The organism is Lepagella muris (assembly GCF_004793975.1).
GTDB classification, from domain to species: Bacteria; Bacteroidota; Bacteroidia; order Bacteroidales; family Muribaculaceae; genus Lepagella; species Lepagella muris.
The window spans coordinates 37,666-57,017 of sequence record NZ_SRYB01000010.1 but is presented as its reverse complement, the minus strand read 5'-3'; the positions used below and the strand labels follow the sequence as shown (position 1 = coordinate 57,017).

Below are 19,352 nucleotides of genomic sequence, written 5' to 3'. Positions count from 1 at the left end.
ACTGATGCTGATTGCACGCACTGATACCGACAACTGACAAAACAAAAGACCGCACGCGGAATTTCCACGTGCGGTCTTTTGTCGGTTGTCTTTTTATTTGGTTGTTTTTTATTTGATGGTGAGGGTGGCGGGGCGGAGAAGGGGGGAGGTGAGCGTTATGGTCATCGGCTCTGCCGGATTGTCGGTGCGGACGTAGGCGAGTAGCCTGCCTCGGAACACGCGCTGACGGTTGTCGCGGTAGTTGCCCATGTCGGAGTTGTCGCCTGCCTCAAGTCCCAAGAGTTCGCCACCTTTCACGTTGACGCGTATCTCGTTGTCGGCAAGTTTCACAGGCACGCCGTTCTCGTCAACGATCTCTATTGTGACGTGTGCCACCTCTCCCGGTTTCGTGAAGGATGTCTTGTCTGACGAAGCTTGTATGGCGAAGGGGCGTCCCGAAGTAGTGATGTCATATTTGGATTCCACATTTCCGTCGTTGCCGATCCCCTCAGCCGTCAGCTTGCCGGGTGAGAATGGGATATCCCAATGGATTATGCCGGAAGCGTCATCCATAGGCTTGACCGCACCCACCTCTTTGCCGTCAAGAAGAAGACGTGCCTTCGGGGAGTTGGTGTAGCATACCACCCTTATCATTTCGTCAGGTTCATAGTTCCACGAATCCCACGCATCAATGGAGAGCCAGTCGCCATGACGCGGTTTCGGATAGGTGCCGATGTAGGTTACAGGTGTCTCGCTCCAAAGCGATGCGCGGAACATGCCGCGCGGTTTCGGATTGCCGGTGAAGTCAAGGAGTCCGGTGTAGAGTCCGCGTGAGGGCCATGCGCCTGATTCTCCCAAATAGTCGATACCCGTCCAGATGAATTGACCGAAGATGAAATCCTTGTCGCGTACCGCCTTCCATGCCTCGTAATCCGAACGGTTCTCGCTGCCGTAGATCACACGGTCGGGATAGGTCTTGTGGTCCTGGTCATAACGGTCTTCCGTATAGTTATAGCCGACAACATCGACAGCCTCCGGATATGCAGTCTCGTTCGACATGACCACCCCTGCAAGTGCGCCGGTAGTTGGGCGAGACGTGTCGATACTCTTCACCACCTTAGTAAGCCGCTTTGCAATCTCCCCGATACGCATGGCATCCGGAGCCTCCGGATTGTAGCCGCCATACATGGGCTGGCTTATGCCCGAATCCTCGCCGTCGAGTACAGAGTGGGAATATGGGTCGTTGGGATAATCCACCTCATTGCCGATGCTCCATAGGAATACGGAGGGATGGTTGCGGTCCCTGCGCACCATGTCCGCCACGTCGCGGTCTATCCATTCCTCAAAGAAATCGTAAGTGCCGTCAAAACCGGGGGTGCCTTTGTTCCAACCCTTTATCCATTTGCGTTTCGGAAATTCCCATTCATCGCTTGCCTCATCCATTATGAGCAGACCGATGCGGTCGGCAATGTCATACACCACCGGAGCCTGTGGGTTATGACTCATGCGGAGGGCGTTTACACCGAGATTCTTCAGGTTGCGCAGACGGCGTTCCCACACCTCTTCCGGCACAACGGCACCGAGCGCGCCGGCATCATGATGGATGCAGACTCCCTTAACCTTCATATTCTTCCCATTGAGGGCAAAACCGGTATTGGGATTGAAAGCGAGAGTGCGTATGCCTACGGGTATATCTGACGAATCCACGACCTTGCCGTCGCGAGTCACCTCCGTGCGGAGTGTGTAGAGGTAAGGATTCTCAAGGCTCCAGAGCTTTACGTCGGGCACTGTCATGGTCAGGGAATTGTCGGCAGACGCACGCTTCTTTGCAGACGCTACACATTTGCCGTCGGCATTGATGAGCGACATACTGACCTCCATACCCTTTGCAGGATTCTCGATTGCCACGTTCCCCTTCACGGTGGCTTTCTTCCCCTTTACCGCCACGGTCTCGAAGCCCACGCCCCATTGCGCTATGTGGGAGGCGGGAGCCTTCACGAGCCACACGTCGCGGTATATGCCGGAGCCGGTGTAATAGCGGGAGTCGGCATAGCGGCTATGGTCAGCCTTTACGGAGAGAACGTTGTCACCCTCCTTCAGATAGGGGGTGAGGTCATACATGAATGAGGCGTATCCGCTGGGACGCTTGCCGAGGAGATGACCGTTGAGATAGACTTCACTACGATTGTAGACCCCTTCGAAATAGATGTAGGTCTTCTCCAGCCCCGGTGTGGGGGTATATGTGAAATGCTTGCGATACCATCCTATGCCGCCGGGGAGATAACCGGTGCCGCTGGCGAGGTCGGGGGAGTAGGTGCCCTCAATGCTCCAGTCATGAGGAAGGTTGAGGGTGCGCCATGTGGAATCTGCAAATTCCGGACGTGAGGATTCCTCGATGTTGTCAAGATTGAAGAGCCAGCCGTCGTTAAACTTTTCCGGATGTCCGAAGCTTACCTGTGCTTCTCCGCAGAATGTGGTTAGAGAAAGAGCCGCGCACAACGCGGCTCTCCCTATATTGATGAATGATAATGTTCCCACTTATCAGAAATGTATTAGAAATTATATACGATGGTAGTGACACTCGCCGGATCAACAAACACCTTATCCTTAAGATTGAACTGCGCCTGTTTCATCTGTTTTGTGGCGGTTGTGGTGTAGGTGTAGACTGATTTTGCATCCTTCGGTGCATCCATTGCCAGGCTTATGCCGCGCTCCTTGTCGTAGTTGGTTATGACGAGCACAAGGCGGGTATTGTCAGGTGCGATGTAGGCTGTACCGAAGAAATCCTTGCTCTCATCGAGAGTAAGGTCCACACGACGGTAGCCGGGACGAACGAAAAGACTGTAGTTGCCGAGCACCCATAGATTGGGAGTGGCGACTGCATTACCCTCAGCCGTGAAGTCATCACTGTAGTTGCCCCCTGCCGGAGTGGTCTTGATAAGTTCGAAGCGGTTCTTCTGCCCGTATCTCTCCACCGACATTGCCGTCCAGTAGCTCCATGATGAGCAGCCTGCCACGGTTATGTCGTTGTGGATGATGCGCGACATATATTGTGCAATGTCGAACTCACTCACGTCGTCATAACTTCCTCCGAGTTCCGACGGCTCCTTGTCGAGCATTGACCATTCGGTCTGCCATACCTTGATGCCACGTGCATCGGCGGAAGTCTTCACTTTCGCACGAATGTCGCGCATGTGGTTCCAGTTGTCGAATGTCCAGTAGCTGTGTCCGGCGATGGCTTTCTCGATATGACCGAGATCACCTACGTATGCTTCCGATGCCGGATCAAAGAATGCGTTGATGGTGTTCTCTCGGTTATTGTTACCCTTATAGGTGTATTCCCAAGATGCCGCCTCTCCGATGAGAATCTTTGTGGAGAGACTGCGGCTCTGGAGAGCTTTGTCGAGTTCGCGGGTGAGACGTGCCACCTCAGTATTCTGCCAGCCGGAACCCTCCTGATCACGTCCGTCCCAGTTGTACTGCGGCTCGTTGACCGGAGAGATGTGGGAGATGTTGTATCCTTCCAGTGTGAAATGCTTTGCCACTTCCGCCATATATTCAGCAAACGGGGTGTAGCAGTCATCCTTCAGGTTTGCCGAGCCGCCATTGTCGGAACGTCCCTGACCGTTGAGCGTGTACTGCACGAGCGGGGAGTTGCTGAATAGCACGAATTTCTCCACGCCGTTGTTCTTCGCCTGTTGCATGAAATATTGCTGTCCGTTGCATCTCTTCCAGTCGTAGGAGCCTGACGTCTGAAGATAGCTTTCCGCGCGGTTGTTGATGTTGTCCACACCACCGGCATCACCTGCCTCTTCTGTGCCGGCACCGAGGTTAACGCGCCACATCGAGAGCCCGATTCCTTGCGGCTGTCCGTCGGACGATACATTCTTGGAGAATAGCCAGCGGGCTATCTGAAGGCGGTTGCCACCCCAATATGTGCCGATTTTATTCGGTAGCCAGCAGTCTGATGCGCCGAATCCTTCCATCTCCTGGTAGGTCTTTGCCGTGTTGACCGCTACGGTGCGGTTGTTGAGAGTGAAAGATGGAGTGGGGGATACCACATTGTCATCACCTCCCGGTTCGGGGGTGGGTTTTGGATCGGGGTCTTGTCCTGCCGGGCGTTTGGTGGATTCTCCGGAAGGTGTGTCGGAGCATGCGCAGAATGAGAGCGCGAGTCCGCCACAAAGGATTAGATTTATCAATTTCATGGTTTCGGATGTTTAAAACAAACGGGGGCATGTCGGCAGTGATGTCGGCGTGCCCCCTGATTGACTAACTTATAATTTTACCTTAAGATTGTATCCGTTAAGAATTTTTAGGGAAATCACCATCCCGGATTCTGTACGATTGCACCGTTGGAGTGCTGTATCTCGTATAGAGGAATAGGATAGAGGAGGTCGCGGTCCTCTTGGAAACGGGTTCCTTTGTCGCTGGGCTCACCCTGATTCCATTTCTCATACATGTCGGCATTTTCGCCTGTGTTGTATTTCACGAAGGAACCGTTAGGACCGAACACGTTGCACATCATCTTCTTGCCGTTCTCGCAATCCCAGCGACGGAGGTCGTACAGACGGCACTGCTCGTGGGCGAGCTCGAGACGACGCTCAGCACGGATGGCATCGCGGAGTGCTGTGCCTGTTGAGGTCACGTTGACAAGACCTACGCGGTTGCGCACCTGGTTGAGTGCCCACTGAGCGTTGGTGTTGTCGCCGGTCTCTGCGCATGCCTCGGCATACATCAGAAGCACGTCGGCATAGCGGAGAATGCGGTGGTTCAAAGGAATCTTGTCGGTGTTATAGATTTCCGGACGATCCTCAAGTGGCACGAAATATTTGCGGATGATGCGTGCCGACTTATGCTGTGCCGGGTCGATGATGTAGGAGCCGTAATAGGTCTCGTCAGTCCAGCCGAATTTCTCCTTATAGTCTACAAACTTCTGGTCTGTCACCTTGCAGAGACTCGTGTTGTTGGCGATGAACTTGTCAAACTCGTTCTCTCCGGCAATCTCGGTGCATGCGGTTTTGATGATGGTCCAGCGCAGACGCTCTGTGTCGCCGGCGGCGATGAAGGCGTTTTCAAGGTCGGATGTGGGCTGACCCCAGCTCCAGCCGTCGCCTACACCGTTACGGCAGCCGGTGACGATTGTCAGTGAGCCGCCTGTGGCATACTGGTCGCCGTTATACATCTGCTGAGCCTCGAAAAGCGACTCCTTGCTGTTGTTGTGGTTCACGCTCCACACGTCGCCGAAATTGGGAAGGAGCTCATACTCACCCTCGTCGATGATGGTCTTGAGTGTGGCTTTAGCCTCGTCCCATTTCCCCTGATAGAGCTGAGCCTTGCCGAGGATGCCGAGAGCGGCACCACGTGTGGCGCGACCCATGTCGGCTGCGGCATACTGGCTGCGCTGAGGAAGCACTGCGGCTGCATCCTTGAGTTCCTTCTCGATAAACTCATAGCATTCCTCCTGGGAAGAACGGGTGAGTCCCTCAACCGACTGTGCATACTGGAGCACCAAGGGAACGCCGCCGAAGTTGCGGACGAGGTCGAAATAGAAGAAAGCACGGAGGAAACGCACCTCAGCCGTGCGCTGGTTGCGCAGTGTCTCGTTCATGTTGGCTGTCGGAATCCTTTCCAATCCGAGGTTGCAGGATGCGATGCCCTGATAGCGTGCGCCCCAGAAGTTCTGGAGGATACCGCTGTTCTGTCCGTTGGGCATGAAGTGGGAGATGTCCTGATAGCCGTCGTCCTGGGTGGTGTTGCCGTCCCAGAGGTCGTCGGTGGTCATGTCGGCGAGGAGCCATGTATTGTAGACCTGCCACCATCCGCCGCCCTTGGCAATCTGGAAATAGCAGCCGCCTACGTAGGAGTTCACCTCCTCTTCGCTTGAGAAATAAGTCTCGAGATTCTCCTGTCCGCGCACATCTTCTGTGAGGAAGTCGTTGCACGATGTCAGTGTCGACAATCCTGCGATTACTGCGAGAGAATATATGAATTTTTTCATTTTATTAGCTGTTTATTGGGAATGCACGAAATTATTCGCTCATTATTTAGAATTTGAAGTCAACACCGAAAAGGAAAGTCTTGGGTGTAGGATATTTAGCCTTGTCGATACCTGTCTCGATCACGCCGCCATCGTAGAAGGGGCGTTCCGGATCCATTCCTTTGTATTTTGTGAATGTGAAGAGGTTCTGTGCCGAGAAGTACAGACGGAGGTTGAAATCACCGAGCCATTTCTCCGGGAAAGTATAGCCGAGGGTGAGGAGCTTGCAGCGGAAGTAGCTGCCGTCTTCCACGAAGAAGCTCGACACGCGGGTATAGTTCTGGTTGAGGTCATTGTATGACAGACGCGGGATGTCGTTGGTAGAGCCTTCGCCGCTCCATGCCTTGCCGAGAGTGCCGGCATATACGTTCTGACCGCCGCCACCGGAGTAACGCACCTTCTGAAGGTTGAAGATATCGTTGCCGAATGTGCCGTAGAAGTTGGCGAGGAAGTCCCATCCCTTGTAGTTAAGACCGAGGTTGAAGCCCATCATCAGGTCAGGATAGGGGTTGCCGATATATTTCTTGTCGTCGTTGTTGAGCTGACCGTCGTGGTTAAGGTCGAGGAAGCGGATATCGCCGGGCTGTGCGTCAGGCTGGATGAGCTTGCCGTGCTCGTTGGTGTGGGCATAGACCTCTTCCCAGTTCTGGAAAAGACCGTCTGCCTGATAGCCATAGAAGCGAGAGATGAGACCGCCGTCTTCGTTGCGGATGATGCTCTCAGGCATACCCTCGCCTGCCCATACCGGACCGTCGCCGGAGAATTTTATGGCTTTGTTGCGCACTCCGGAGAGCTGCACGCCGAGGTCATAGCCGAAGTCGCCCACCTTGTCGTTCCAGCTCAGAGAGAGTTCCCAACCGCGAGCACGCATCTCGCCGATGTTCTGTGTCACTGCGCCCATCCATGAGGGGTTACCGGTGATGAGAAGGCTCTGGCGTGCATAGAGCATGTCGTGGCTCGTCTTCTGATAGAGGTCGAATGTGAGGTTCAAGCGGTTGCTGAGGAATGTTGCGTCGATACCGAAGTCAATATCCTCCACAGTCTCCCATTTCAGAGCGGGGCTGCCCATCTGTCCGACGATAGAGGAGGGATAGCGTGTCGGAGTTGTGCCGAAGACGTAGTTCACGCCGTTGTCAAGAGTGGAGAGGAAGAGACCGGGATTGATTGCCTGGTTGCCGACCTTACCCCATCCGAGACGGATCTTGGCATTGTCGAGCCATCCGCGTGCGCCTTCCATGAAGTTCTCCTCAGAGAGACGCCATGCCACGGAGACAGAGGGGAATGATGCCCACTTGTTGCCTTTCGCGAATTTGGAGCTGCCGTCATAACGGATTGATGCAGTCAGATAGTAGCGGCTGTCGTAGTTATACATCACACGACCGAGCACTGATGCGAGAGTCTGATATGTGGTGCTGCCGGAAGCGAACTGGTCGCCTGTGCCGGCACTCACTTCGTGGAGAAGGTCGCTGTTGCCGGGGATGTCCTGACGTGATGCTTTTGCCCACCAGTCGGCGTAGCGTTCAGCGGTGAAGCCTACCATAGCTGTGAGGTTGTGCTTCTCGGCGAAAGTATCCATATAGGTCACGGTGTTGTTCCATGTCCAGTTGAGGGCATCGGAATAGTTGCGTCCTGCGCTGTTCTTTGCGCTCTGTTCGAGTGCATCGATATGGAATGCGTAGTTATAGTAGTCGTTGCGCTGATACCATGCGTTGACACCAAACTGTGTGCGGAGAGTGAGCTGCTTGATGGGCTGCACCTGGATGTAGGGGTTCATGAGCACCTGCATCTTGGTGGTATTGTTGTCCATACGGGCGAGAGAGCCGGCAGGGTTCCATTCCTGGTTGTTGTATGAACGCTGATAGTTGTTCATCGGGTTTGCCGGATCCCACTCCTCTTCGGGACGGAACACGGGAGTGGTCGGGTCCATAGCCATTGCTGCAGAGAAGAGTTCGGGGGAGTTTTCCCATTTCTCCATGTTGGGAGCTATGTCAAGACCTGCCTTCAGCCAGTCGGTGAAATTGTATTCTGTGTTCAAGCGCACGTTGAGCTTGTCCCAATAGCCATAATCAAACTGAGAGTTGTTCTTGAAGTAGCCGACGGAAAGGCTGTAGACAAACTTGTCGTTACCGCCACGCACGCTCAAGGAGTAGTTCTGGATGAGTGCAGTCTTGTTGACAACCTCATTCCACCAGTCGGTGCCGTCAACGTCGGCATAATCCACGTAAGGAGAGTTCCACGGAGCCACACGTCCGTCGTTCTCGTAGCGTTTGTTGAATACCTTCTCGTATTCGTTCGCGCCTGCGATTGAGGGCTTGGAGATGTGCTGCCAGCCTACGGATGCTGAGAAGTCGACGTGTGTCTGACCTGACTTACCCTTCTTTGTGGTGATGATGATGACGCCGTTAGATGCACGCGTACCGTAGATGGCGGAAGCGGAAGCATCTTTAAGCACCTCCATGCTCTCGATGTCGTTATTGTTGATGAAGTTGATGTTGCTCGTATTGAGAGGCACACCATCCACCACGTAGAGAGGGTTAGAGCCGTTGACAGATGTGACACCACGGATCATGACCTTAGGTGTGGTGCCGGGACCGCCGCCCGAAGCCACCTGCACGCCCGGCACACGGCCTTGAAGTGCATCCATTGCGTTGCCTGCAACCATCTCGTTGATCTCTCCACCCTTGATAGTGGAGATTGAGCTGGTAAGGTCGCTCTTCTTTGCGACACCGTAGCCCACAACCACCAGCTCATCGAGTGCGGAAGTAGTCTCGGTGAGCGCGGCATTGACAGTGGTCTGTCCTCCGACAGGGAGTGAAAGCTCTGCGAAGCCAACATAGTTGAATATGAGGGTTGCATTCTTTGCAACGTTCGGTAGGGTATAGTTGCCGTCAATGTCTGTGGCTGTGCCCTGATTCGTGCCCTTCACGCGCACTGTTGCGCCGATCAGCGGCTCACCGTCGGTCTTCGATGTGACAACACCGCTGACGGTTATGTTCTGCGCCATCATCGAAAGACCGATGAGCGCGAGGCATAAAGTTAGAATATACTTTTTCATGATATATGAAAATCGAAATGTGGAATTAGTCTGAATATGGATCACTTCTGGGGCACAAGACGAGCGCGTTCCAGATGTGCGTCAAAGATTAGTTTATAGGTTCCTCCGGTGGTCACGGTCGGTTTTACCCAATTGTCGGGTACGTAGTTCTTACGGTAGCCTTCATCTGGCCAGCTGTTGGCATCAAAGCCATCGATATCGCCATACTTATACTCGAAATAATCGGCGTTACCCTGATAATGGTCATTATCGGGATGAAGGTTGCCATAATACATGAACTTGTCAGGATCAGAAGAATTGTCAACGCGCCATGTCACACAGTTCCACCATCCGTTGCTGTGCCAGTTGTGGAGAATGAAGTTCATCTCCTCACCTGATTCCAGTTTCCAGTCTTCCAGATAGTAGATATGTGGGTTTTTCGGATCCTGTGTCATGCGGGTAACGTTGTCCGGACCGGATGCCGGACCGAAATAAAATTCCTGCCACCAAATGACATTAGGATCTTTCCAATCCCACCATGTGTTGAGGTCGTTGCCGCCATAGTGCATGTGCATGACGGGGTCGATTGCCTCAGCGACAGAGTAGGTAGACATGCTGTAGGTGCGGTTGTAGGTGTCTACATCTATCAGATAATATACGCCCGCCTGGTCAAGCTTGATGCGTCCTACCTCGTTCGGGTCGTCGCCGAGTGTGGAGGGATCGTTGTTGTCAGGTGCGAAGCAGATAGGACCAAAGTCTGTCTTCTGAGCGAGGAAGCAGATCTCTGTGCCCGCTTTCTCGTTGTAGTATCTTGCACGATACTTGTATTCGCCGACATGATCGATCAGCATAGGCACGCCGAAGACATCGCTGTTGAGCTCGGCAGCCGTAGCCACGTCGCAGAGATACAGCTTCTCGAAGTCGGGAAGAGCACCGACAGTGATTTTTGATGTGATGGAAGTGGCGTGAGCCGGTTCGTTAGCCTCCTTGTCATACGCTGTGATTGTGGCGATGAGAGTGGCTTCCTGGCTCGGCAATTCAAGTTTCTCGGCAAAATTGAAAGTGTTTGTGCCGTTGCCCTGAAGAGTGCGTGGGAATCCCTCCACCTTTTCCGGTAGGTCTTCACCTGCGGTAATGTCCTGTATGTCGATGGTCACATAATCAACCACCCGGTTGTCCTGCACGGTAAACTGGAGGTTGAAGGCTGTCTGAGGTTTGAGAATCACTGTCACTTCCTTGTCGGGAGCAGCCGTGAATACAGGGGCTGCGAAGTCGCCGTCAAGTGTCACCTTTACCTGTTGCTTGTCCTGACGTCCGCCTATATCGGTAATGATGACATCAATGACGAAATCATCTCCCGATTCATTCTCCTGAATCTTGAAATCATAATCAAGGTCATACTCCTTAAGGGGCTCTCCGTAGATCTCGATGAGATTGATTCGCTTGTTAAGGTTGAGTGCTTTGCATACAAGGTCGATTGACGAGATGCCGTCGTTGTCGGTCACTGTCCCTGCAATCTTGATTGTACGTCCCGCTTCTGTCATCTCATGTACTGAAGTGAGGGAAAGCTGCGGAGTACCTCCGTCTACGTCTTTCCAATCGTCATCGCTGCTGCAGGCGGTCAGTGCCGCCAATGCCGACACACACAGTCCTGTGGTAAGGCATCGTGAAAATAGGTTCATGCGATTTTAAGATTTAATTAATTTATGTAGGTTGATTTTTTTAATTTTTATGTAGGTTGATTTTTTATATGAAAATCTGCCGGCGTGACGTTATATCGGAAACACCGGTTTCGGCTGCAAATTTATATGATTGGAAAATAGTGATGATTGAAAAATCATGCAAAGTAGATACGTGAATCATTCAATGTGCTGTTTGTGCATCCAAAAAGATTCTATATCAGCGGGAAAACGAATAACTTTGAAGCGTGATAATTCAATCGCGTATATTTTACTAATACATCAAGCCTGAAAAAACTCATTTTATATCATGAGACAGATATCATTTTTTATTTCCTTAATATGCGTGTTTTCCACCCTCGCATCACGCAATGACTATACTATAAGGTATCTCGGTGTGGAGAGCGGGTTGAGCAATAATCATGTGGTGGGGATCACACAAGATAAGGACGGATTCATCTGGATAGCCACCGATGAGGGGCTCAACCGTTATGACGGACATAATTTTAAGAATTATTATAAGGAGGAGGTGCCGGGTGTGGCATCTCTTACGGGTAATGAACTTAATGCCATAATTGATGATCCTCAGCGTCCCGTGATATGGATAGCGACTCAGAGGGCGGGTCTGGATTCCTATAATTATTCTACGGGAGAATTCCGTTCATACCGCAACATACCGGGCGATGCCAATTCCCTTGCCACTGACGACGTGACATCTATCACTCCCGCTTCCGATGGCGGATTGTGGATATGCACGTTCTCGCGTGGCATAGACCATCTGGATCCCGAGAGCGGACAGTTCAAGCATTATGACAGCCGGACGGTGAAGGGTATGCCTGCTGCCTCAATATGGAAGGCACTGGATGGTGGCGACGGATTTCTCTATGTGGCGCATGAATCGTCGGGTCTGACAGTGATAGATATAGCCAACATGACGGCGGTGAATTATCAGGCAGACCATAATAATCCGGATTCTCTCCCCTCCTCATCGCTGAGTTGCGTATATAAGGATTCTTTGAATAATCTTTGGATTGGTACTGACCGTGGTCCGGTGCTGTATAATCAGGATGACAAGACGTTTATGGATCTGGGTAGGTATCATCCGGAACTACGTTATCCGGTAGGCGATATGAAGCAGTTTGCCGACAATTGCCTGTGGGTGGCGACGGAGCGCGGCGGTATCGTGATAATGCATCTCAACGACAAGGTGTTCTCTCATCCGGAGGAGATAGTGTGCGACACTTTTCATTCCGATTTCGGCAAGAGCCTTCTGTCAAGTCCGTCGGTTAGATGCCTCTATCAGGATGATTTCTCCAACGTGTGGGCGGGAAGCTGGGGAGGTGGCGTCAACGTCATCAGTCCCGGGAGCCCTGCTTTTAGAATTCATCCCGTACATACGGCGTCGGGTGGGGAAGTGCTCTCTGCCAACAGTGTGCTTTCCGTGGCGGTTGACAACGACAATCATGTGTGGATAGGGAAGGATGGCGGAGATCTCGACATCTATGACGGCGATTGTTTGGTGTCGACGTTCAGCAAGCGTCGAGGTAATCTTCCCGGCTCTATCGTGCAGTCGTTGCATAAGGGTGCTGACGGCACGATGTGGCTCGGATTCTTCAATGAGGGTGCTTGCCGTTATGACGCTAATACGGGACGATTCGTGGAGGTCATTCCTGCGGCGTCAAGAATCGACGTGAGGGATATTGCCACCGACAAGAACGGCAACATTTTATTTGGCACTACGGGAGGGGTGTGGAGGTATAATCTTGCCGACAAGAGGGTGGAGGGTCCTTTCAATACGGGTAATAATCTTGTCAGAAGGGTCTTCCCTCTTGATGACAATACTTGCCTTGTCGGTACGTTTGGTGCCGGGCTCATCGTCACCGACAATGATTTCAAGGAGATCCGAAGATATGATATAAACAACGGCATACCGTCAAATACGGTGAATGACATATTCCGGGCGCGAGACAACCGCGTATTCGTGGCTACGGGGGAGGGGCTGGTCATATTCCCCGATATTGTGAATAAGCCCGATAGTGTCAGTGTGGTCAACCGTGCCTCCGGACTTGGCAATGCGCATCTCCTTGCCATAGCACAGGACCGTAGCGGGAGTATATGGCTATCGACAAACGGGGGTATAAGCTGCGTGAAGGGGGATGATATATATAACTATACGCATCGTGATAACGTGCCGATCGGGAATTTTCTCGGGCATAGTGTGGCTTCTGACCGTCAGGGCAACCTATATTTCGGAGCCATAAGCGGGTTGTGTGTGTTCAATCCGGTGGAGGTGCTGGAGATGATGGATGTGCCACAGCCGGTGATAGTGGATCTTGAGGTGCTGAGCAACTCCTCTTCCGGTGAGGACAGCCCTAAGGAGATACAGGTGACCGGGAAGGATAAGGTGAGTCTCGGGAGGGGATACAATAGTTTCGACATATCGTTCACCTCCCGTAATTTTGCGACGGCAAGGGAGGTGGAGTATGCCTATATGCTTGAAGGTGTACTTGACCGTTGGGTTATGGCGCGTAACGGCAATATAGCCACGTTTCGCGACCTCTCGCCGGGCACCTACGTGTTTAAGGTGAAATGCCGTGTGCGTAATCAGGAATGGGGCTCTCCTGCCGAGCTGAATATTGTGGTGCCGCCGCCGTTGTGGTGGTCCTGGTGGGCGAAGATGATTTATATCATGGTGCTGGCGGGTGTGGTCTGCGCTCTACTGTATCTTTATCGGAAGCGAGTGACTGCCGAGGCTATGCTGAAGACGGAGACGGAGAAGCATCTGAAGGAGCAGGAACTTAATGATGAGCGTCTGCGATTCTATACAAACATCACTCATGAGTTGCGCACACCTCTGACCTTAATTGTAGGTCCTCTTGACGATCTGGCTAAGAGCGGCGACATACCCGAGCGGGAACGTCGCAGTCTTGGAATGGTTCACAGGAATGCCGGCAGGTTACTGGATCTTGTCAACCGTATCCTTGAGTTCCGGAAGACTGAGACGCAGAACAGGCGTCTCTGCGTGCGTCGTGGAAATATCGCCGCCACGGTATATGAGGTGGCGTTGAAATATAAGGAGCTGAACCGCAATACGAAGGTGTCGGTCGATGTCACTGTGGAATCGGGCGAGATTCAGGCGGTCTACGATAAGGAGGTGGTGACGGTGATGTTGGATAACCTTATCTCCAATTCTATTAAATATACCCCTCAGGGACATGTCGACGTGGATTGCCGGGTGAAAGACGGAAATATCGTGCTGACTGTGGCGGATACGGGTGTGGGAATATCGAAGGATGCCGTTGACCGTATCTTTGACCGCTATTATCAGGAACGTGGACCGCATCAGGCTGCCGGCACCGGGATAGGCCTTGCATTGGTGAAGAATATGGTCACTCTTCACCATGGCACAATCTCTGTGAGCAGCGAGGAGGGGAAGGGCACGTCGTTTGTCGTGACATTGCCGATAGCTGACTCATATCCGGAGGCTCTTCATTTGGAGGAGAATGTGGAGCATACACAGGAGGAGACGTTGCCGGATACGGATAAGGAGACAGTGGCAGCAGACCGTAAGCCGCTCATCCTTGTTGTGGAGGATAATGAGGATATCCGCGACTATATCCGTCAGTCGTTTACCGATCTTTACGACGTGAGATGTGCAGAGAATGGCAAGGAGGGTCTTGAACGTGCTTATGAGATTATGCCGAGCCTTATTGTCAGCGATATAATGATGCCTGTGATGGATGGCGTGGAGATGATGCGCAAGTTGAAGGCTGACGTGCGCACAAGCCATATCCCCGTGATATTGCTGACTGCCAAGGAGTCGGATTCGGATCGGGAGGAGGGCTATGCAAGCGGAGCCGACAGCTATCTGATAAAGCCGTTCAGCTCTACGTTGCTTCAGAGCCGTATCAACAATCTTCTTCTCCAGCGCATGAAACTGACTGAGCGGTTTGCCGGACGTCCTGCGCCTGTGGTGTCGTCTGAAGGGGAGTCGATTGCCGAGAAACGAGAGCGTCTCATAAAGTCGCTCAGTGAGGTTGACCGCCGGTTTATTGAGAAACTCAACAAGGCTATCATCGACAATATACCGTCGGAGAATGTCGACGTGAATTTCCTTGCGGGCACACTGTGTATGAGCACGTCTACGCTCTATCGTAAAGTGAAGGCTCTTACAGGCATTTCTCCGAATGAATACATACGTAAGACAAAGATGCAATTGGCGGAGAATCTGCTGCTCGACGGTCAGTTGACCTTCTCGGAGATAGCATTCAAGGTGGGAATGAACAGTGTGGCGTATTTCCGTCAGTGTTTCAAGGATGAATTTGGGATGACCCCCTCAGAATATCTTAACCATTTGCGCTCGGATAGTCTTGACAAAAGTTCAGAAGAATGATTAATAAAATGTAAAATATGGCTTGATTGTCGGATGATTGCGAAATTTTTGCTAATTTTGCAGTCGTATGGCAAATAAGGTAAAATTTGGAAGCCGGATAGGTCTTATTGCCGCTACGGTCGGTTCGGCTGTGGGTCTGGGTAATGTATGGCGATTTCCGGCAGAGGCGCAGTCTAACGGAGGCGCGGCGTTTCTGATATTGTATATATTTTGTGTGCTGCTACTGGGCATACCGGTCATGTTGGCAGAGTTCTCTCTCGGACGCGGCACCGGCAGTGATGCTGTGGGTGCTTTCTCCCGTCTGTCGCCACGTAAGAAATGGTGGGTGACAGGAGCGGTGGCGATTCTTGCCTCCTATCTCATATTGTCGTTCTATATGGTGGTGGCGGGATGGACGCTTGAATATTTCTGGCAATCGGTGACAGGGAATCTGTATACTCCGGTGGCAGGAGCGGAAAATGCCGCTGATCCGTTGGCTGAATCGTTTCATGCAAGGATGGGGGAGTATATCACCGGTAGTTGGAAGCCGCTCGTGATGACGTATCTGATGATAGCCTTCAATCTTGTGATACTCCTGAAAGGTGTGCAGAAAGGTATTGAGAAGGTCAGCAATGTCATGATGCCAGTTCTCTTCCTGCTCCTTCTGGTGTTTGCCGGGGTAGCGATGACATTCCCGAAGGCTTTCGACGGACTCGCGTTCTTCCTGAATCCGGATTTCTCCAAGATTACTCCCGGAGTGGTGATAAATGCGCTTGGACAGGCATTTTTCTCACTGTCGCTCGGCATGGGTATATTGATAACGTATTCGGGTTATTTCCCAAAGAAGACCAATCTTGCATCGACGGCAGTGACCGTGGCAGGTCTGGATCTACTTGTTGCGATACTGATGGGTTTCATCATCTTTCCGGCAGTTATGTCGTTTGGTCTTTCTGATGAGAGTCTGGAGGGAGCTACGCTGGTGTTTGTCACTCTTCCGGAGGTGTTTGCGCGTATGCCGTTCACTCAGTTCTGGTCGGCATTGTTCTTCCTGTTGCTGATGGTGGCGGCGTTGACATCAACAATATCGTTGGCAGAGGTTTCGATAGCGTTCATGCAGGATCATTTCGGCATGAAGCGCGTTAAGGCATGTCTGGTGGTGATGTTGCCATTGGCAGTATTGAGCACGTTCTGCTCACTCTCGCAGGGAGTGTTGTCCGACTTCAAGATGTTCGGATTAAATCTGTTTGACTTCCTCGATACGGTGGCGACCAACTATATGCTTCCGACGGTGGCGATATTGACGTGCCTCTACATCGGTTGGTTCGCTCCAAAAGACTTCTTCCGCAAGGAGCTTGACAACAATGGTAGCATGGCAGCACGTTACATTCCCGCTGTCCTCTTCATCATCCGTTACATAGCCCCACTTCTGATCTCCATTATCCTCCTGACCAAAATCATAGGGTAAGACATAGACAGTAGGCTCGGCCCCCAAAACAGTCAGCCCCCCAACCCCCTAAAGGGGGAGTTGAGGAATGCGTATTACCCATGTGTGGAGGGGTGTTCAGTCTTTGATTCTTGATAGGTTTTTGACAGCTATTTTTAACCTATATTTTTATTATTTGAATGCGTTAATTTAATGATGAAATTGTAATGGTATTCGATTGATAATTAGATGTTATGTTGCTTTTGATAGGGCGTTTGGAGGAATTTTGATAGGGCGTTTGGAGGAATTTTGATAGGGCGTTTGGAGGAATTTTGATAGGGCGTTTGGAGGAATTTTGATAGGGCGTTTGGAGGAATTTTGATAGGGCGTTTGGAGGAATTTTGATAGGGCGTTTGGAGGAATTTTGATAGGGCGTTTGGAGGTTTTAATAAGATGAGTAGCAGTTATCGGTATTGGTAGGGGGATGCTACGGATTATTTATGATTCAATCAACCATAAAATTATCAATGATTTAAGTTTCGCAAGTTTTCCAACTTGCTTCACTTAAATGGTTTAAGGTTTAATGTTTATGGTTTATGATCATTAAATTTTGTATAATGAAAAGATTCGTGGATTTTCGTAAATCTTAAACCTTAAACTATAAACTATAAACCACAGAAGTGCAGCTTGCGAAACTTCAGTCAATGAATAAAATGAAAGTAGAGTCTGATCAGCCGATATTGATATTGGGGTTGATTTCTTTGAGATGAGAGATGAATTTGTCGCGGTCTTTGGGTGAAATCTCTAATGGCATGGAGCTTTTCATCACCGAGCGGTCCGCAAATTTGATGGATACCCTACGAACTGACATTCCTGCTGTGGCAAGGATTCCTGTGGTTTTCTTCACCTCTGAAATCTTGTCTATGGGGAATCTGTGGGGACGGAAGAATTGATATACCACAAGTTGATTACCGTCTATCTCATACCAGCATCCTACCATAAGCAGTATGCAGAATATCATGACTCCACAAGTCGGGAGTGCCACCCACAATGTTGAGTCGATGGCTATCGCTATGGTGACGCCGGCAACGAATATCAGCACCAACCACATCCACCAATCGATTCCTGATTTATAAATCTGTCTTGTCATATCTCTGAGAGGATTTTATTGACTATTCTCGGTTGATTCTTTTGTATAAAGGTGTGTATAAAGGTGCCACAAAATTATAATAAATTTGTTACGTCTCCAAATTATATTTGCCTGGGAATATGAGATTTCCTAATAATATTATTACCTTTACGATTGGATCGGCATTTTTGAGCCGGTTACGGAAAATGTTAAAATAGCGATGAGAAATAGTTAAAATCCGGAATTCTCAACATTTGTTGATATTTTTATTGGAAATAATTACGAATTTTGTTCTTTGGTAATGTAACCTATTCATTATTGACGAGTCAAATATAAAAATAACAAGTATAAGTATATAAAAATAGCATGAAATGAGATCTATAGTTAAATTAATGTTTTCGCTGGCACTTGGGTGTGCCTTATCCACAATAACAGTATCATGTACGACATCGCAAAGCGTTGTGTCGCAAAGTGCCGATCTTTCAAAATACAAGTATGCGTCTGTCATTAATAACGATACATATCATATTCCGGCGGAACTGATGGAATATGAGATAATGCTGTTTGATGCGGTCGAAGCCTCCAGATTGAAACTCATAAGCGATATGCGTCTTTATGAACTTACACCGGAGCAGCAAGCCCAACTGTTGATTGTGAAGTATGGTGTCAATATCCGACAGGAGGAAACTGTGGTGACGGTCAATTTCATCGACTATCTTTCCGGTCGTCCTGTCGCCTCATGCCGTGGTGCATACTCCACATTAGGTATCAGTAGCTCCGCCGACATGAAGGGTGCCATCAAACGTGCAGAAGAACAGATTTCACAAACATTCCCCAAAAGATAAATAAATTATGAGCCAACTTATCACCGTCATGATTCTGTTATCTATAGTCTTTCCCATTATGGCTGAAAATAAATGTCCGAAAGCAGATGTCGAAGTAAGCTATAATGCCAGGTCATATTATAAGAATGGAAAGGAGAGAAATCATTCTTATCATCTATTGGCAACTACGTCATATTCAAAATATTTCAGCCCAAAATCAGAGCAGATTGATTCCATAACTTCGACTCCGGAGGGAAAAGCAAATTACAAACAGACTCAGATAGCTGCCATGCAAGCGATGATTTCGCAGGGAGCGATAGATATGAGCAAGATGCCAAGAAAGACTGAAAATATATATGTTCTGAAAACATCGGCTGATTCTACGATTACTGTATATGATATGCTTGGTGATGAAGGTGTCTTCTATCAAGAACCATTTGCAGAGATGACATGGGAAATCGGGGACTCCACTAAGACAATACTTGGTTATGATTGTATTGAAGCATCTACTGATTATCATGGCAGAAAATGGATAGCATGGTTTACTACCGAACTTCCGATATCGGATGGACCTTGGAAGTTTCGCGGTTTGCCCGGACTGATATTGGAAGTGTCGCTACCAAATGGAATAGGTTTTTATGCACATGGAATAGAGCAGACTAATAAGACAATAGGCGATATATATGGGAAGGAGAATTATAGCAACGCTGACCGCAAAGAGATATTGCGCACAAAAAGGGCTGTCATAGATAATCCTAAAGGTGCATTAGCCGCTCAGGGACTGCTTGAAGGTGTATCCATAGATTGGGAATCTCTATCAAAGCCGGATGAAAAATTCGATTTCCTTGAAACTGATTATCATTAAAATAATA

General features: G+C 50.2%; 10 protein-coding genes. 4 read left to right on the top strand and 6 right to left on the bottom strand.

Translation table 11 applies throughout. The annotated features are described in order from the left end of the window. Positions 1-108: 108 nt before the first annotated feature. The 5 genes from E5331_RS08540 to E5331_RS08520 form a co-directional block, all read right to left on the bottom strand. The gene (locus tag E5331_RS08540; RefSeq protein ID WP_123482194.1) at positions 109-2,499 is read right to left on the bottom strand and encodes a glycoside hydrolase family 2 TIM barrel-domain containing protein; all 2,391 of its coding nucleotides are present in this window, start codon (positions 2,497-2,499) and stop codon (positions 109-111) included. A 32-nt stretch (positions 2,500-2,531) separates the two neighbouring features. After that, a complete protein-coding gene (locus E5331_RS08535; protein ID WP_136013246.1) occupies positions 2,532-4,187 on the bottom strand; it encodes a glycoside hydrolase in 1,656 nt (551 codons plus the stop codon). Between the two features lie 116 nt (positions 4,188-4,303). After that, the gene (locus E5331_RS08530; RefSeq protein ID WP_136013245.1) at positions 4,304-5,980 is read right to left on the bottom strand and encodes a RagB/SusD family nutrient uptake outer membrane protein; all 1,677 of its coding nucleotides are present in this window, start codon (positions 5,978-5,980) and stop codon (positions 4,304-4,306) included. 46 nt (positions 5,981-6,026) lie between these two features. After that, positions 6,027-9,074, bottom strand: coding sequence for a SusC/RagA family TonB-linked outer membrane protein (locus E5331_RS08525; RefSeq protein ID WP_136013244.1), 3,048 nt, complete (start codon positions 9,072-9,074; stop codon positions 6,027-6,029). A gap of 41 nt (positions 9,075-9,115) precedes the next feature. Then, the gene (locus E5331_RS08520) at positions 9,116-10,735 is read right to left on the bottom strand and encodes a hypothetical protein (RefSeq protein ID WP_136013243.1); all 1,620 of its coding nucleotides are present in this window, start codon (positions 10,733-10,735) and stop codon (positions 9,116-9,118) included. Positions 10,736-11,042: 307 nt separating this feature from the next. Here E5331_RS08520 and E5331_RS08515 point away from each other — a divergent pair, with 307 nt between their 5' ends. Further along, positions 11,043-15,125, top strand: a complete 4,083-nt coding sequence (locus E5331_RS08515; RefSeq protein WP_136013242.1) for a hybrid sensor histidine kinase/response regulator transcription factor — start codon at positions 11,043-11,045, stop codon at positions 15,123-15,125. A 67-nt stretch (positions 15,126-15,192) separates the two neighbouring features. Then, complete coding sequence (locus E5331_RS08510) at positions 15,193-16,569, top strand: sodium-dependent transporter (RefSeq protein ID WP_123482144.1); 1,377 nt, start codon at positions 15,193-15,195, stop codon at positions 16,567-16,569. A gap of 688 nt (positions 16,570-17,257) precedes the next feature. Here E5331_RS08510 and E5331_RS08505 read toward each other — a convergent pair. Next, positions 17,258-17,677, bottom strand: a complete 420-nt coding sequence (locus tag E5331_RS08505; protein ID WP_135986149.1) for a PH domain-containing protein — start codon at positions 17,675-17,677, stop codon at positions 17,258-17,260. Positions 17,678-18,048: 371 nt separating this feature from the next. Here E5331_RS08505 and E5331_RS08500 point away from each other — a divergent pair, with 371 nt between their 5' ends. Both E5331_RS08500 and E5331_RS08495 read left to right on the top strand, forming a co-directional pair. Then, complete coding sequence (locus E5331_RS08500; protein ID WP_123482147.1) at positions 18,049-18,501, top strand: hypothetical protein; 453 nt, start codon at positions 18,049-18,051, stop codon at positions 18,499-18,501. Positions 18,502-18,508: 7 nt separating this feature from the next. Then, complete coding sequence (locus tag E5331_RS08495; RefSeq protein ID WP_136013241.1) at positions 18,509-19,345, top strand: GLPGLI family protein; 837 nt, start codon at positions 18,509-18,511, stop codon at positions 19,343-19,345. The last annotated feature ends 7 nt before the right edge of the window (positions 19,346-19,352 follow it).

What these genes read in the sequence shown, in the direction of transcription:
- E5331_RS08515 (WP_136013242.1), top strand. Translation starts at nt 11,043, where the DNA reads ATGAGACAGATATCATTTTTTATTTCCTTAATATGCGTGTTTTCCACC.
- E5331_RS08520 (WP_136013243.1), bottom strand. Translation starts at nt 10,735, where the DNA reads ATGAACCTATTTTCACGATGCCTTACCACAGGACTGTGTGTGTCGGCA.
- E5331_RS08500 (WP_123482147.1), top strand. Translation starts at nt 18,049, where the DNA reads ATGTTTTCGCTGGCACTTGGGTGTGCCTTATCCACAATAACAGTATCA.
- E5331_RS08535 (WP_136013246.1), bottom strand. Translation starts at nt 4,187, where the DNA reads ATGAAATTGATAAATCTAATCCTTTGTGGCGGACTCGCGCTCTCATTC.
- E5331_RS08495 (WP_136013241.1), top strand. Translation starts at nt 18,509, where the DNA reads ATGAGCCAACTTATCACCGTCATGATTCTGTTATCTATAGTCTTTCCC.
- E5331_RS08525 (WP_136013244.1), bottom strand. Translation starts at nt 9,074, where the DNA reads ATGAAAAAGTATATTCTAACTTTATGCCTCGCGCTCATCGGTCTTTCG.
- E5331_RS08505 (WP_135986149.1), bottom strand. Translation starts at nt 17,677, where the DNA reads ATGACAAGACAGATTTATAAATCAGGAATCGATTGGTGGATGTGGTTG.
- E5331_RS08530 (WP_136013245.1), bottom strand. Translation starts at nt 5,980, where the DNA reads ATGAAAAAATTCATATATTCTCTCGCAGTAATCGCAGGATTGTCGACA.
- E5331_RS08510 (WP_123482144.1), top strand. Translation starts at nt 15,193, where the DNA reads ATGGCAAATAAGGTAAAATTTGGAAGCCGGATAGGTCTTATTGCCGCT.